The 14,701-nt window shown below is 68.4% G+C and carries 11 protein-coding genes; 9 read left to right on the top strand and 2 right to left on the bottom strand.

The window, feature by feature from the left end; genetic code table 11:
• Window positions 1-18 precede the first annotated feature (18 nt).
• Window positions 19-1,455 carry an aldehyde dehydrogenase gene (aldA, locus tag HNP46_RS10480; RefSeq protein ID WP_184588521.1) on the top strand — a complete coding sequence of 479 codons (1,437 nt, stop codon included), beginning with the start codon at window positions 19-21 and terminating at the stop codon, window positions 1,453-1,455.
• 418 nt (window positions 1,456-1,873) lie between these two features.
• On the opposite strand, the gene HNP46_RS10485 is transcribed toward aldA, so the two are convergent.
• The gene (locus HNP46_RS10485; RefSeq protein ID WP_184588523.1) at window positions 1,874-3,802 is read right to left on the bottom strand and encodes a sigma-54-dependent Fis family transcriptional regulator; all 1,929 of its coding nucleotides are present in this window, start codon (window positions 3,800-3,802) and stop codon (window positions 1,874-1,876) included.
• Window positions 3,803-4,188: 386 nt separating this feature from the next.
• On the opposite strand from HNP46_RS10485, the gene pqqA reads away from it, so the two are divergent.
• From pqqA to HNP46_RS10525, 8 genes are all read left to right on the top strand, one after another.
• Entirely contained in the window at window positions 4,189-4,260 is a 72-nt protein-coding gene (gene pqqA, locus HNP46_RS10490; protein WP_003106462.1) for a pyrroloquinoline quinone precursor peptide PqqA, read from the top strand.
• 47 nt (window positions 4,261-4,307) lie between these two features.
• A complete protein-coding gene (gene pqqB / locus HNP46_RS10495) occupies window positions 4,308-5,222 on the top strand; it encodes a pyrroloquinoline quinone biosynthesis protein PqqB (protein WP_184588526.1) in 915 nt (304 codons plus the stop codon).
• Between the two features lie 20 nt (window positions 5,223-5,242).
• On the top strand, window positions 5,243-5,992 hold the full coding sequence (pqqC, locus tag HNP46_RS10500) for a pyrroloquinoline-quinone synthase PqqC (protein WP_184588528.1): 750 nt from the start codon (window positions 5,243-5,245) through the stop codon (window positions 5,990-5,992).
• A complete protein-coding gene (gene pqqD, locus HNP46_RS10505; RefSeq protein ID WP_184588530.1) occupies window positions 5,992-6,270 on the top strand; it encodes a pyrroloquinoline quinone biosynthesis peptide chaperone PqqD in 279 nt (92 codons plus the stop codon). Before pqqC ends, pqqD begins: the two co-directional genes overlap by 1 nt.
• Window positions 6,242-7,390, top strand: a complete 1,149-nt coding sequence (gene pqqE, locus HNP46_RS10510; RefSeq protein ID WP_184588532.1) for a pyrroloquinoline quinone biosynthesis protein PqqE — start codon at window positions 6,242-6,244, stop codon at window positions 7,388-7,390. The genes pqqD and pqqE overlap by 29 nt, the downstream gene beginning before the upstream one ends.
• Before the next feature lie 2 nt (window positions 7,391-7,392).
• The gene (locus tag HNP46_RS10515; protein WP_184588534.1) at window positions 7,393-9,201 is read left to right on the top strand and encodes a S9 family peptidase; all 1,809 of its coding nucleotides are present in this window, start codon (window positions 7,393-7,395) and stop codon (window positions 9,199-9,201) included.
• Between the two features lie 109 nt (window positions 9,202-9,310).
• On the top strand, window positions 9,311-10,474 hold the full coding sequence (ercA, locus tag HNP46_RS10520) for an alcohol dehydrogenase-like regulatory protein ErcA (protein ID WP_184588537.1): 1,164 nt from the start codon (window positions 9,311-9,313) through the stop codon (window positions 10,472-10,474).
• A complete protein-coding gene (locus HNP46_RS10525; RefSeq protein ID WP_184588539.1) occupies window positions 10,458-12,152 on the top strand; it encodes a PAS domain-containing hybrid sensor histidine kinase/response regulator in 1,695 nt (564 codons plus the stop codon). Before ercA ends, HNP46_RS10525 begins: the two co-directional genes overlap by 17 nt.
• 9 nt (window positions 12,153-12,161) lie before the next feature.
• On the opposite strand, the gene HNP46_RS10530 is transcribed toward HNP46_RS10525, so the two are convergent.
• Complete coding sequence (locus HNP46_RS10530; RefSeq protein WP_184588541.1) at window positions 12,162-14,687, bottom strand: ATP-binding protein; 2,526 nt, start codon at window positions 14,685-14,687, stop codon at window positions 12,162-12,164.
• Between the last annotated feature and the right edge of the window lie 14 nt (window positions 14,688-14,701).

The raw sequence follows: 14,701 nt of genomic DNA on the forward strand, positions 1-14,701 counted from the left end.
CAAACCGGAGAGCAACCCATGACTGACGTGACAACCTACCAGCACTACATCGACAACCGCTTCGTCGCCGGCGAGCCGCTGATCGAGGTGCACAACCCGGCCAACGGTGAGCTGCTGGCGCGCATCCCCGAGGCCAGCGCGGCCCAGGTGGACAGCGCCATCGGCGCCGCCCGTGCGGCGCAGAAGGCCTGGGCGGCCAAGCCGGCCATCGAGCGCGCCGGCTACCTGCGCAGGATCGCCGAGAAGGTGCGCGCCAATGCACCGCGCCTGGCGAAGATCATCACTGCCGAGCAGGGCAAGGTGCCGGCGCTGGCGGAAGTGGAAGTGAACTTCACCGCCGACTACCTCGACTACATGGCCGAGTGGGCGCGCCGCCTGGAAGGCGAAGTGCTGACCAGCGACCGCGCTGGCGAACACATCTTCCTGCTGCGCAAGCCGCTGGGCGTGGTGGCCGGCATCCTGCCGTGGAACTTCCCGTTCTTCCTGATCGCGCGGAAGATGGCGCCGGCGCTGCTGACCGGCAACACCATCGTCATCAAGCCCAGTGAAGAAACCCCGATCAACTGCTTCGAATTCGCCCGTCTCGTAGCCGAGACCGACCTGCCCACCGGCGTGTTCAACGTCGTCGGCGGCACCGGGGCCAGCGCTGGCAGTGCGCTGACCAGCCACGCCGGCGTCGACCTGATCAGCTTCACCGGCAGCGTCGCCACCGGCTCGCGGATCATGGCCGCCGCGGCGCCGAACATCACCAAGCTGAACCTGGAACTGGGCGGCAAGGCGCCGGCCATCGTCCTCGCCGACGCCAACCTGGAACTGGCGGTGAACGCCATCAAGGCCTCGCGGGTGATCAACAGCGGGCAGGTGTGCAACTGCGCCGAGCGCGTCTACGTGCAGCGCCAGGTGGCCGACCAGTTCATCGAGAAGATCGCCGCCGCCATGGCCGCCACCCGCTTCGGCGACCCGAACGTGCAGGCCGACCTGGACATGGGCCCGCTGGTCAACCGCATCGGCCTGGACAAGGTCGCACAGATGGTCCGCACGGCGACCGGGCAGGGCGCCCAGATCATTACCGGCGGCGCCGTCGCCGACCTCGGCAAGGGCTTCCACTACCAGCCCACCGTGCTCGCCGGCTGCACGGGCGACATGGAGATCATGCGCAAGGAAATCTTCGGCCCGGTGCTGCCGATCCAGGTGGTCGATGACCTCGACGAAGCCATTGCCCTGGCCAATGACAGCGACTACGGCCTGACCTCGTCGATCTACACCCGCGACCTCAGTGCTGCGCTCAAGGCCAGCCGCGAGCTGGACTTCGGCGAGACCTACATCAACCGCGAGAACTTCGAGGCGATGCAGGGCTTCCACGCCGGCACCCGCAAGTCGGGGATCGGCGGCGCGGATGGCAAGCACGGGTTGTATGAGTACACCCATACGCATGTGGTTTATGCGCAGGAGTGACGTTACGGAGCTTCTTGCAGGCTGATGTGCCTGCCTGCAAGAGCCCCTCACCCTAACCCTCTCCCAGAGGGAGAGGGGACTGGTCTGGTGCAGATTGAAATTGCTGCGTCAGCCGGCACGGACGGCTCCCTCTCCCTCTGGGAGAGGGCTAGGGTGAGGGGAAAGGCCTGGCACGGACTGTCCTGCGAAGGCGGATCACTGTGCCTGGATATGCATCACCGTTTTGACTGGGCGGGCCGTCCTTGCCAGGTGCGGCTCGCTCCTTTTTCCCTGCGCCTGGAGGTGGGCTGTTTTCGTAGGAGCGGACTCCGTCCGCGATAGCTCCGCACCACGCCGGCGGCCATCGCGGACGGAGTCCGCTCTTACGACAAGGGGCAGCGCTCCACCGGCTCAGCGGACGCAGAGAAAAGGGATCGAATCAATACAACGCATTGGGCTGCACGATGCCGTGCTTCTTCATCTTCCGATACAGGGTCGACCGGGCAATGCCGAACTGCTGCGCCACCGCACTGATGTTCCACTGCTGCTCGCGCAGCGCCGCCAGCAGGTGGCGCGCCTCGTCGTCGTCCAGGCGGGTGGCGAGGGCGGTCGCTGCGCGTGGGGTTTCCAAAGTGATGGCGGGAGCAGTCTGATGCAGCTCCATCGGCAGGCAGTCCACATCGATGCGCCCGTCCTCGGCGAGGGCGGCGGCGTAGCGCAGGCAGTTCAGCAGCTGGCGGATGTTGCCCGGCCACGGATGGCCGCGCAGCCGCTCGCGCACGGCGGCATCAAGGTGCAGCTTGCCGCCCAGGCCGGCCAGCAGGCTGTCGATCAACGCTTCGCGGTCGCTGCGTTCGCGCAGCGCCGGCAGTTGCAGGGTCATGCCGGCGAGGCGGTAGAACAGGTCCTCGCGAAAGCCCTTGGCGCGGATCATCTCGGCGAGGTTCTGGTGGGTTGCGGAGACCACCTGCACGTCCAGCGCCACCGGCGCTTCGGCGCCCAGCGGGAGGATTTCGCGCTCGGCCAGCACGCGCAGCAGGCGCGTCTGCAGGTGCGCGGGCATGTCACCGATTTCGTCGAGGAACAGCGTGCCGCCGTTGGCCAGCTCCAGCTTGCCCTTCATGCCTTTCTTGCTGGCGCCGGTGAAGCTGCCGCCGCGGTAGCCGAACAGCTCGCTCTCGATCAGGCTCTCCGGGATCGCCGCGCAGTTCAGCGCGACGAAGGGCCCGGCGTGGCGCGCGCTGGCCTGGTGGATGGCGCGGGCGAAGGCTTCCTTGCCGGTACCGGTCTCGCCGGTGACCAGGATCGAGATGCCCTTGTCGAGCACCTTGCGCAGCTTGCGCACACCGTCCTGCAGGCGCGGGTCGGCGCCGGCGAGGCGGTCGAGGTCGGGATGTTCCGGGCTTCTCGTCGCAGCCGTGGCTGGCGCGCTGCGGCGCGGCGGGCTGGCCGGGGTACGCAGGCCTACGTCCACCAACGCATGGTCGGCCAGGGTGCGCAGGCGGATGCCGCGCGCGCCGCCCTTGCTCAAATCGAGCAGCTGCTCGACATCGGCTTCCAGCAACTGCTCGATGCGGCTGCCCAGCAGCTCGCCGCGGCAGGCGGTGAAGGCGGCGTGGTTGCCGCCGATCACCCGGCCCTGTTCGTCGAGGGCGATCAGCTGTTCGTTGGCCAGGTCCGACACCTCGTCGCGGGCCTTCACCGACAGGGTCAGGCGGTCACGGTAACGCTGGCGGAAGCTGGCGTTCTCGATCAGCCGGGCATACAGGATGACCAGCTGCAGGGTCAGGTACTGCGCGTCCTTGGGCCCGTCGTTGTACAGGCAGGTGGCGTTCAGGCAGCCACGCAGGCGGTGCTGGGCATCGAAGATCGGCGCCACCGAGCAGCTCAGGCGGAAGTTGCTGACCAGGAAGTGTTCCTGGCGGTGGATGGTCAGCGCTTCGCCGGCGGCCAGCGCAGTGCCGATGCCGTTGGTGCCGGCGATGGATTCGTCCCAGCGCGCGCCGACGATCAGCCCGGCCTGGGTGTAGCGGTCGCGCTCGCTGGGCAGGCGCGCATCGAGGGTGATGCCGCGCTCGTCGCTGAGCAGCACCGCGAAGCCCGCCGGCAGCACGCGCCGGGCGAGGCCGGTGACGCCCTGGCTGGCGATGGCCAGGTAGTCCTGGTGCAGGCTCTGGTGCTCGCGGATTTCGCCGGCGGTGAGGATGTGCTTTTCCGCCCGCGCACGCGGGTCGAGATGGTGCTCCACCACGCTGCGGTACCAGGAGCGCGCGATGGCGCCCTCGGGCTGGATGTCACGTTCGCCGAAGTGGTCGGCGATGAAGGCGGCAAGGTCGTTCGGGCAGTTGTCCAGGGATTGCGGGTGCATGGTCACTCCCGGCGGCCGTCAGCGGGACTGCGGCGCATTGTTTTTGTGTGGGATCGGCATCGTCTCGGACCGATCCCGGGACGGACCAGTCTAGACCGGCCGGTCACGGGCGGCGAGAGCCTGAGCAAGGCCTGTGCCGAATCACTTCGCGCGGGGCGCCCAGCCCCGCGCCAGACGGCCCGGCGCGCGAGGCGTCGGGCGCAACCGGGCAACGGCTGTCGCAGCGATGGGACAGTTGTAGCGGCGGGGCGCGACAGCTGTCGCGGGCCCGCTACCAAATCAGGGGGGAATCTCCTTCGAAAGTATCATTCGGAGTGCCTGACCCTGGTGTTTAACTCGACTTGCCGGTTCACCCGGCGCCTTCCAACAAGAAAGAGGACAGACCCATGTGGACCAAGCCTAGCTTCACCGACCTGCGCCTTGGCTTCGAAGTGACCCTGTACTTCGCCAACCGCTGATCCACTGCGCCCCGGTCCGCCGGGGCCCCTGCCCACGGGGCACTGTCATGCACATCCGAATTCTCGGGTCGGCCGCCGGTGGCGGCTTTCCCCAGTGGAACTGCAATTGCCGCAACTGCCGTGGCGTGCGCGACGGCAGCGTGATCGCGCAGCCACGCACGCAATCCTCCATCGCGCTGTCCGACGACGGCGTGAACTGGATTCTCTGCAACGCTTCCCCCGACATCCGCGTCCAGCTGGCGTCCTTTCCCGCGCTGCAGCCGGCGCGACGCCTGCGCGATTCGGCGATCGCCGCCATCGTCCTGCTGGATAGCCAGATCGACCACACCACCGGCCTGCTCAGCCTGCGCGAAGGCTGCCCGCACGAAGTCTGGTGCACGGAGATGGTCCACCAGGACCTGTCCACCGGCTTTCCGCTGTTTCCCATGCTGTCGCACTGGAACGGTGGGCTGCGGCACAACCTCATCGCGCTGGATGCCGAACCCTTCGTCATCCCGGCCTGTCCGGGCCTGCGCCTCACCGCCATTGCCCTGCGCAGCAGCGCGCCGCCGTATTCGCCGCACCGCGGCAACCCGCATCCGGGCGACAACATCGGCCTGTTCGTCGAGGACCTGACCACGGGCGGCAAGCTGTTCTACGCGCCGGGCCTGGGCCAGGTAGACGACGGCTTGCTGGCGTGGATGCGCCGCGCCGACTGCCTGCTGGTGGACGGCACGCTGTGGCGCGACGACGAGATGCGCGTCTGCGAAGTGGGCGACAAGCTCGGCAGCGAGATGGGCCACCTGGCCCAGAGCGGCCCTGGCGGGATGATCGAGGTGCTCGACGGCATCGACGGGCCGCGCAAGGTGCTCATCCACATCAACAACACCAATCCCATCCTCGATATCACTTCGCCCGAACGCGCCGAACTGGACGCCCGCGGTATCGAGGTGGCCTTCGACGGCATGGGCATACAGCTATAAGACGCTGAAAGGAAAGCGCGATGACCCGTGAAGCCATGAGCCCTGCCGAGTTCGAGCAGGCGCTGCGCGCCAAGGGCGCCTGCTACCACATCTTCCACCCTTACCACGTGGCCATGTACGAGGGCCGCGCCAGCCGCGAGCAGATCCAGGGTTGGGTGGCCAACCGTTTCTACTACCAGCTGAACATCCCGCTGAAGGACGCGGCGATCCTCGCCAACTGCCCGGACCGCGAAGTGCGTCGTGAATGGCTGCAGCGCATCCTCGATCACGATGGCGCACCCGGCGAGGAGGGCGGCATCGAGGCCTGGTTGCGCCTGGCCGAAGCCGTCGGGCTGCAGCGCGAGCAGGTGCTGTCGGAGGAGCTGGTGTTGCCCGGCGTGCGCTTCGCGGTGGACGCCTACGTCAACTTCGCCCGCCGCGCCAGCTGGCAGGAGGCGGCCAGCAGTTCGCTGACCGAGCTGTTCGCCCCGCAGATCCACCAGTCGCGCCTGGACAGCTGGCCGCAGCACTACCCGTGGATCGACGCCAGCGGCTACGACTACTTCCGCCAGCGACTGTCCCAGGCGCGCCGCGATGTCGAACACGGCCTGCGTATCACCCTGGAGCACTACCGCACCCGCGCGGCCCAGGAGCGCATGCTGGAAATCCTGCAATTCAAGCTCGACGTGCTCTGGAGCATGCTCGACGCGATGAGCATGGCCTATGAACTGGAGCGCCCGCCGTACCACACGGTGACGAGCGAGCGCGTGTGGCACAGGGGTGTACTGTGATGAGTCTGCCTTCGCTGGACAGCATCCCGGCGCTGCGCCGGGGTTTCCGCCTGCAGTTCGAGCCGGCCCAGGGCTGCCACGTGCTGCTCTATCCTGAAGGGATGGTGAAGCTCAACGACAGCGCCGGGGCGATCCTCGACCGCGTCGATGGCCAGCGCGACGTCGCCGGCATCATCGACGGCCTGCGTGCCGATTTCCCCGGCGTGCCGGGCATCGACGAAGACATCCTGGCATTCCTCGAGGTGGCCCATGCGCAATTCTGGATCGAGCTGCGCTGAGGCGCCGGTGGGTCCGCCGCTCTGGCTGCTGGCCGAGCTGACCTACCGTTGTCCGCTGCAGTGCCCGTACTGCTCCAACCCGCTGGACTTCGCCCGCGGCGGCGAGGAGCTGAGCACCGCGCAGTGGATCGAGGTATTCCGCCAGGCCCGCGAGATGGGCGCCGCGCAACTGGGCTTCTCCGGAGGCGAGCCGCTGGTGCGCCAGGACCTCGCCGAGTTGATCGCCGCCGCGCGTGGGCTGGGCTTCTACACCAACCTGATCACCTCCGGCATCGGCCTCAACGAGAAGCGCCTGAAGGAGTTCGCCGACGCCGGCCTCGACCATATCCAGATCAGCTTCCAGGCCGCCGACGAGGAGGTGAACAACCTGCTGGCCGGCTCGCGCAAGGCCTTTGCCCAGAAGCTCGCCATGGCCCGCGCGGTGAAGGCCCACGGCTACCCGATGGTGCTGAACTTCGTCACCCACCGGCACAACATCGACAGCATCGAGCGCATCATCGAGCTGTGCATCGAGCTGGAGGCCGACTTCGTCGAACTCGCCACCTGCCAGTTCTATGGCTGGGCAGAGCTGAACCGCGCCGGCCTGCTGCCGACCCGCGAACAGTTGCAGCGTGCCGAACGCATCACTGCCGAGTATCGCGAGCGCCTGGCTGCCGAGGGCAACCCGTGCAAGCTGATCTTCGTGGTGCCCGATTACTACGAGGAACGTCCCAAGGCCTGCATGGGCGGCTGGGGCAGCGTGTTCCTCGACGTCACCCCGGATGGCACCGCGCTGCCGTGCCACAGCGCACGACAGCTGCCGGTGAAGTTCCCCAACGTGCGCGAGCACAGCCTGCAGCACATCTGGTACGAGTCCTTCGGTTTCAACCGCTTCCGTGGTGACGCGTGGATGCCCGAGCCGTGCCGTTCCTGCGACGAGAAAGAGCGCGATTTCGGCGGCTGCCGCTGCCAGGCGTTCATGCTCACCGGCGATGCCGAGGCCACCGATCCGGTGTGCGCCAAGTCGGCCCACCACGGCATCATCCTCGATGCCCGTCGCGAGGCGGAAACCGCCGCCGCGCCGCTCAGCGCGCTGACCCTGCGCAACGAGCGCGCCTCGCAACTGATCTGCAAGGCCTGAGCATGCCGCGCGAGGACTGGAGTGCCGAGCGAGCGGTCGCTGCCGCTGGGGACTTTGCCGAGCTGCACGTGGCCCACGGCGGACTGCTGTGGGCCGCCTTCGATCCCACCAGCGCGCGCTGCCGGCTGTTCCTGCGCCGTGAAGGGCAGAGCGTCGAGCTGACGCCGCCCGGCGCCTCGGTGCGCAGCCGCGTCTATGAATACGGTGGCGGCTCCTGCTGTGCCACCGCCGATGGCGTGGCCTGGGTGGAAGAGGGCGATCAGCAGGTGTACTGGCTGCGCCTGGGCGGCGCGCCGCGGCCGATCACCCACCGCGACGACTGCCGCTACGGCGACCTGCACTACGTCACGGCGTGGAACGCGCTGCTGGCGGTGGAGGAGGAGAACGGCAGTGGCGGGGTGAATCACCGCATCGTCCGTCTCGACGCCGATGGCCGACGCCGGGTTGTGGCTGCCGGCGCGGATTTCTATGCCTCGCCGGTGGCCGACGCCAGCGCCGAGCGCATCGCCTGGGTGGAGTGGGACCGCCCGCACCAGCCCTGGACGCGCACCCGTCTGTGCGAGTCTTTCGCCGGGGAAGAACGCTGCCTGGCGGGGCATGCCCGCCACGAATCCATTCAGCAGCCACGCTTCGCCGAAGACGGCCGCCTGCATTGGCTGAGCGACCGCGACGGCTATTGGCAGCCCTGCCACGAAGGCCACGGCGCCATTCCCAGCGCTGCCGCTGACCACGCCAGCGCACCCTGGCAGCTGGGTGGCTGCACCTTCCTGCCGTTGCCGCACGGCCAACTGCTGGCGACCCGTTACGAAGCAGGGTGCGGCGTGCTGGTGCTGTATGACGGGCGCGGCGGCGAACGTCGGTTGGCGCCGGAGTACAGCCGCTTTCGTGCTCTGGCGGCGGATGAGCGGCAGTTCTACTGCATCGCCGCCGCGCCGGATCGCCTGCCGACGTTGCTGGCGATCCGCCGGGTGGACGGCTCCACCCAGGTGCTGGCCGGCGGCGAGCGACCGTTGCCGGAGGCCGAGCTGTCCCGCGGCGAGGCCTTCCATTACCCGGTGGGCGAGGACGAGTGCGGCCATGGTTTCTTCTACCCACCCCATGGGGCTGGAGAAAAGCCGCCGCTGCTGGTGTTCCTGCATGGCGGGCCGACCTCCGCCTGCTACCCGGTGTTCGACGGACGTATCCAGTTCTGGACCCGCCGCGGCTTCGCCGTGGCCGACCTCAACTACCGCGGCAGCAGTGGCTACGGCCGCGCCTACCGCGAGCGCCTGCACCTGGGCTGGGGCCAGGTGGAAGTGGAGGACATCGGCGCGGCGCTGGATTATCTCGCCGGGGAAGGCCTTGGCAGGGCCGGGCGCATCGACCGCCAGCGGGTGTTCGTGCGCGGCGCCAGTGCCGGCGGCTACAGCGCGCTGATGGCCCTGGCAAGGCTGCCGGGCCTGCGCGGCGGGGCCAGCCTCTATGGCGTCAGCGACCCGCAGGCCCTGGCGCGGGTGACCCACAAGTTCGAGGCGGATTACCTCGACTGGCTGATCGGCGACCCGCAGGAGGATGCCGAACGCTACCGCGAGCGCACGCCGGTGTTGCTGGCCGATCGCATCCAGGCGCCGGTGATCTTCTTCCAGGGCGAGCTGGATGCGGTGGTGGTGCCGGCGCAGACCGACGCCATGGTCGACAGCCTGCGCCGACGGGGCGTGCGGGTGGAGGAACATCGCTACGCCGGCGAGCGCCACGGCTTCCGCCAGGCCGCCCACCTGGCCCATGCGCTGGAGGCGGAATGGCGCTTCTACCAGGCGCTGCTGGCCAACTGATTTCCGGCGGGGTGGGCTGCCTGAACCGTCTGCCAAGGTCGCATTGCAATACCTGACGGATACAGTAGGCTGCCGGAAATATCCCATAACAATAACGACAGAGCCCACGATGCCTCACGAGCTCAGCCAACTGCGCAAGTTCGTCTCGCCAGAGATCATTTTCGGTGCCGGATGCCGGCACAATGTCGCCAATTACGTGAAAACCTTCGGCGCCCGCAAGGTCCTGGTGGTGTCGGACCCCGGTGTAGTCACCGCCGGCTGGGTCGCCGATATCGAAGCCAGCCTGGCTGCCCAGGACATTGCCTTCTGCCGCTATACCGATGTGTCGCCCAATCCGCGCGTGGAAGAGGTCATGCGCGGCGCCGACGTCTACCGCAGCGAGGGCTGCAACGTGATAGTCGCGGTCGGCGGCGGCAGCCCGATGGACTGCGCCAAGGGCATCGGCATCGTCGCCGCCCACGGTCGCAACATCCTCGAATTCGAGGGCGTGGACACCCTGCGCGTACCCAGCCCGCCGCTGATCCTGATTCCCACCACCGCCGGCACCTCGGCGGACGTCTCGCAGTTCGTGATCATCTCCAACCAGGACGAGCGGATGAAGTTCTCCATCGTCAGCAAGGCGGTGGTGCCCGACGTGTCGCTGATCGACCCGGAAACCACCCTGACCATGGACCCGTTCCTCTCCGCCTGCACCGGCATCGACGCGCTGGTGCATGCCATCGAGGCCTTCGTCTCCACCGGCAACGGCCCGCTCACCGACCCCCACGCGCTGGAAGCCATGCGCCTGATCAACGGCAACCTGGTGCAGATGATCGCCAACCCGGCGGACATCGCCCTGCGCGAGAAGATCATGCTGGGCAGCATGCAGGCGGGGCTGGCTTTCTCCAACGCGATCCTCGGTGCGGTACACGCCATGTCCCACAGCCTGGGCGGCTACCTCGACCTGCCGCACGGGCTGTGCAACGCCGTGCTGGTTGAACACGTGGTGGCGTTCAACTACAGCGCCGCGCCCGAGCGCTTCAAGGTGATCGCCGAAACCTTCGGCATCGACTGCCGTGGCATGACCCACGCGCAGATCCGCCAGCGCCTGGTGGAGCACCTGATCGCCCTGAAGAATGCTGTCGGCTTCCACGAGAGCCTCGGCCTGCATGGCGTCGGCAGCTCGGATATCCCGTTCCTCTCGCGCCACGCCATGCAGGACCCGTGCATCCTCACCAACCCTCGCGAATCCAGTCTGCGCGATGTCGAGGTGGTGTATGGCGAGGCCCTCTGACGAGCAGCAGCAACAGGCCCTGGCCGGGCTGCTGGGCCTCGGCAGCCATTCTGCGCGCAAGAGCCATTACCCCGAGCTGGTGGCGCGGCTGGACGAACTGGAGGCCGAGCGCAACCGCTACAAATGGCTGTTCGAGCATGCCGTTCACGGCATCTTCCAGGCCAGCCTGAGCCAGGGCCTGCGCGCCGCCAACCCGGCGCTGGCGCGCATGCTCGGTTACGACGACCCGCAGCAGGTGCTGTTCAACCTGCAGGACATGGCCAGCCAGCTGTTCGTCGGCGGCGAGGCGGAGATGCTGCGCATCCGTGCGCTGCTGCGCGAGCGCGACGGCCTGTTCGGCTACGAGACGCGCCTGCGCCGCCGCGACGGCAGCCATGTCATCGTGCTGATGAACCTGTTGATCAAGCCCGACGAAGAGGGGCTGGTGGAAGGCTTCGTTGCCGACATCACCGAGCGCGTGCAGGCCCAGCAGCGCCTGCAGAGCCTCAATGAACAACTGGAGCAGCGCGTCGCCGAGCGCACCCGCGAGCTGGAGGGCTTGAACCAGCAGCTGCGCGAGGCCCGCGACGCCGCCGAGGCGGCCAATAACAGCAAGGACAAGTACCTCGCCGCCGCCAGCCATGACCTGCTGCAGCCGCTGAACGCCGCGCGGTTGCTGGTTTCCACCCTGCGCGAGCGCCAGCTGCCGAATGCCGAGCAGGTGCTGGTGGAGCGCACGCACCAGGCCCTGGAAGGCGCCGAAGACCTGCTCACCGACCTGCTGGAAATCGCCCGCCTGGACCAGAGTGCGATCCGCCCGGACCTCGACCTGTATCCGCTGGATGAGCTGCTCGGCCCGCTGGTCTCGGAGTTCGATGAAGTGGCCCGTGCCGCCGGGTTGCGTCTGCGCTCGCGGATTCCGCCGCTGGCGGTGCGTACCGATCACCGCCTGCTGTCACGCATCCTGCGCAACTTCCTCAGCAATGCCTGCCGCTACACCGAGCGCGGCAGCGTGATGCTCGCCGCGCGCCGGCGTGGCGATCAGGTGCGCCTGGAAGTCTGGGACAGCGGTCGCGGCATTCCGGCCGACCAGCTACAGGCGATCTTCCTCGAATTCAACCAGCTGGAAGCCGGCCGTGCGGCGGATCGCCGGGGCGTCGGCCTGGGCCTGGCGATCGTCGACCGTATCGCCGGCATTCTCGGTTGCCGGGTGCAGGTGCGCTCGGTGCCGGGGCGCGGTTCGGTGTTCGCCATCGAGGTGCCGCTGGTGCGCGAGCTGCCGTCGCCCGCCGCGCTCGACAGCACGCCGCGCCCGGTCACCGGCGACCCGCTGCCGGGCCGACGCCTGCTGGTGATCGACAACGAGGAGGCGATCCTCGTCAGCATGGCTGCGCTGCTCGGCCAGTGGGGCTGCGAGGTGCGGGTTGCGACGGGGTTGGAGGAGGCGCTGCAGGTGCTCGATGGCAAGGCGCCGGAGGTGATCCTGGCCGACTACCACCTCGACCATGGGCGCACCGGCTGCGAGGCGGTGCGCGGACTGCGCGAGCATTTCCAGCGGCAGCTGCCGGCGGTGATGATCACCGCCGACCGCAGCGACGAGTGCCGCCGCGCGCTGCAGCGGCTGGGGATGCCGCTGCTGAACAAGCCAGTGAAACCGGGCAAGCTGCGCGCGGCGCTGAGCCTGCTGCTGAGCCAGTGAGGCGCGGAATCAGCCGTCCTTGCGGCCGAGCATGCCGTTGACCTTGTCGCGCAGCGCGTCGATGGAGAACGGCTTGGCGATCATCGACATGCGCGTGGCTAGTTCGCTGCCGTCGATGTGGACGATCTCGGCGAAACCGGTAGCGAACAGGATCGGCAGCTCCGGCCGGGCTTCGCGTGCGGCCACCGCCAGTTCCTCGCCGTTCATGCCCGGCAGGCCGACATCGGTGAGCAGCAGGTCGATGGCGGTTTCGCCCTGCAGGATCGGCAGCGCCTCCTCGGCGTCTTCCGCCTGCAGCACCTGGTAGCCGATCTCCTCCAGCACTTCCACGGTAAGCATGCGGACCAGGTCGTTGTCCTCGACGACGAGGACGCACAGTTGCTGGCTGGCGGGTTCGCTGGGAGTCGCAGGGGTGTCGGGGATGCTGACCACGGAGGTGCCTCTCGGAAAGTGTAGGGTGACGCAGGTGCCCTGGCCGGGCTCGCTGCGCAGGCGGATATGGCCGCCCGATTGCTTGATGAAGCCGTAGACCATCGACAGGCCCAGGCCGCTGTTGGGGCCGATGCCCTTGGTGGTGAAGAACGGGTCGAAGACATGCGAGAGGGTCGACTCGCTCATGCCCAGGCCATCGTCCCGCAGGACCAGGGCCAGGTAGTCGCCGGCCGGTACGTCGCTGTCGCCGGCCAGTACCTCCTGGCGGCGCAGGCTGATTTCCAGGTTGCCGCCTCCGGGCATGGCATCGCGGGCGTTGTCCACCAGGTGCTGCATGACCTTGTGCAACTGGTCGCGGTCACTCAGCACGCTGTCGCTGGCTTCCACTGCCAGGCTCAGCTGGATGCCGGGGCCGGCCCGTTCGGCGAGTTCCGCCTGCCAGCCGCGCAGCAACTGGCCGAGCTCCACCGGGTGCATGGCCAGCGCCTGGCGCCGGGCGAAGGCGAGCAGGTTATGGGTCAGTTCGGCGGCGCGCTCGGTGGCCTGGGTGGCGGCGTGCAGGATGTGGTTGAGCTCGGGCTGGGCGCTGGCCGGCGCGCGCCGGGTGATCAGGTCGAGGCTGAAACGGATGCTTGCCAGCAGGTTGTTGAAGTCATGGGCGATGCCGCCGGTAAGCTGGCCGACCGCCTCCATGCGCTGGGCGTTGGCCAGGGCCGCCTGGGCCTGCTCCAGCAGTTCGCCGGAGCGCCGCTGCTCGCTGATGTCGCGACCGCAGCCGTAGATCGCCCCGTTGTCCTCGCTGGCATGCCAGGAAATCCAGCGGTAGCTGCCGTCGGCGTGGCGCATGCGGTTCTCGAAATGCTGCAGGCGTTCGCCACGGGCCAGGCTGTTGCGCGTCTCGACACTGGGGGCGAGGTCGTCCGGGTGCACCAGGCTCTCGCTGTTGAGCCCGGCCAGCTCGGCTTCGCTCCAGCCCAGCAGGCTGGTCCATGCCGGGTTGACGCTGCGCAGCATGCCATCGTGGTCGAGCACGCAGAGCAGGTCCTGGCTCATGGCCCAGACCCGGTCGCGCTCCAGGGTGCGCTGGCGCATCTGCTCCTGCACCGCCTCGCGGGCCTTGCGCTCCTCGGCGCGCAGGGCGGCGCCGGCGAGGGCGTGGCCGAGCAGGGCGGCCAGTTCGTTGAAGAAGGCGGCGTAGCTCTCGTCCAGGCGCCGGCGCGGGCTGATGCCGAACACCGCGAGGCTGTCGGCATGGCCTTCCAGCGGGGTGGCGTAGGTGCTGTCCAGCGGCTCCGGCCAGGGCGCGAAGGCGCGGACGTGCTGGCGGCCCAGGGGTGACTGATGGGCCTGCTCCAGGCCGTTGAACAGGTGCAGCGGGTCATCCTCGGCGCGCAGCTGCGCCGGGGCGAAGCGGTCGCCGACGGCGGTGCCGCAGGCGCCGAGCAGGGCGCCGGCGTGATAGAGCAGGCAGAAAGGCACGTCGTGGCTGGCTTCGGCGAGCAGGGCGAAGGCCAGGCTGCAGATCTGCGCGCTGTCCTCGGCCTGGCCCAGGCGTTCGGCCAGGCGGGTGAGCAGGCGCTGGCGGCGCTGGCCGATGACATTGACGGTGGTTTCCACGGCGGTGTTGAACAGGCCGACCGGCTTGCTGTCCTGGCCGAAGATCGGGCTGACGTTGTAGGTGAAGTAGGCTTCCTCGACGTAGCCGAAGCGCACCATGGGCAGCAGGCGGTCTTCCTCGTGGGCGGCGACGCCGGTCTGCAGGATGCCGTTGTACATCGGGTCGATGATCGACCAGATGTCCGACCAGGCGATGCGCGCCGGCTGGCCCAGGCAGGCGGGATGCTTGTCGCCGGGGATGACGCTCCAGGCGTCGTTGTACAGCAGGATGAATTCCGGTCCCCAGTAGATGCACACCGGCAGCTTGGAATTGAGGCCGACCTCAAGGATGCCCTTGAGGGTGGCGGGCCACAGCTCCATGGGGCCGAGCGGGGTTGCCGCCCAGTCATGCTGGCGGATCAGCGGCGCCATGGCGCTGCTGCTGTTGAGGAATTCGCCGGCGCGCGGCGCGGGGGAGCTTGGCGTCTCCCCGGAAGAGCTTGGCATCGAGCGGGCCCTGC

Source organism: Pseudomonas nitroreducens (genome assembly GCF_014204515.1).
Classification (GTDB): domain Bacteria; phylum Pseudomonadota; class Gammaproteobacteria; order Pseudomonadales; family Pseudomonadaceae; genus Pseudomonas; species Pseudomonas nitritireducens_A.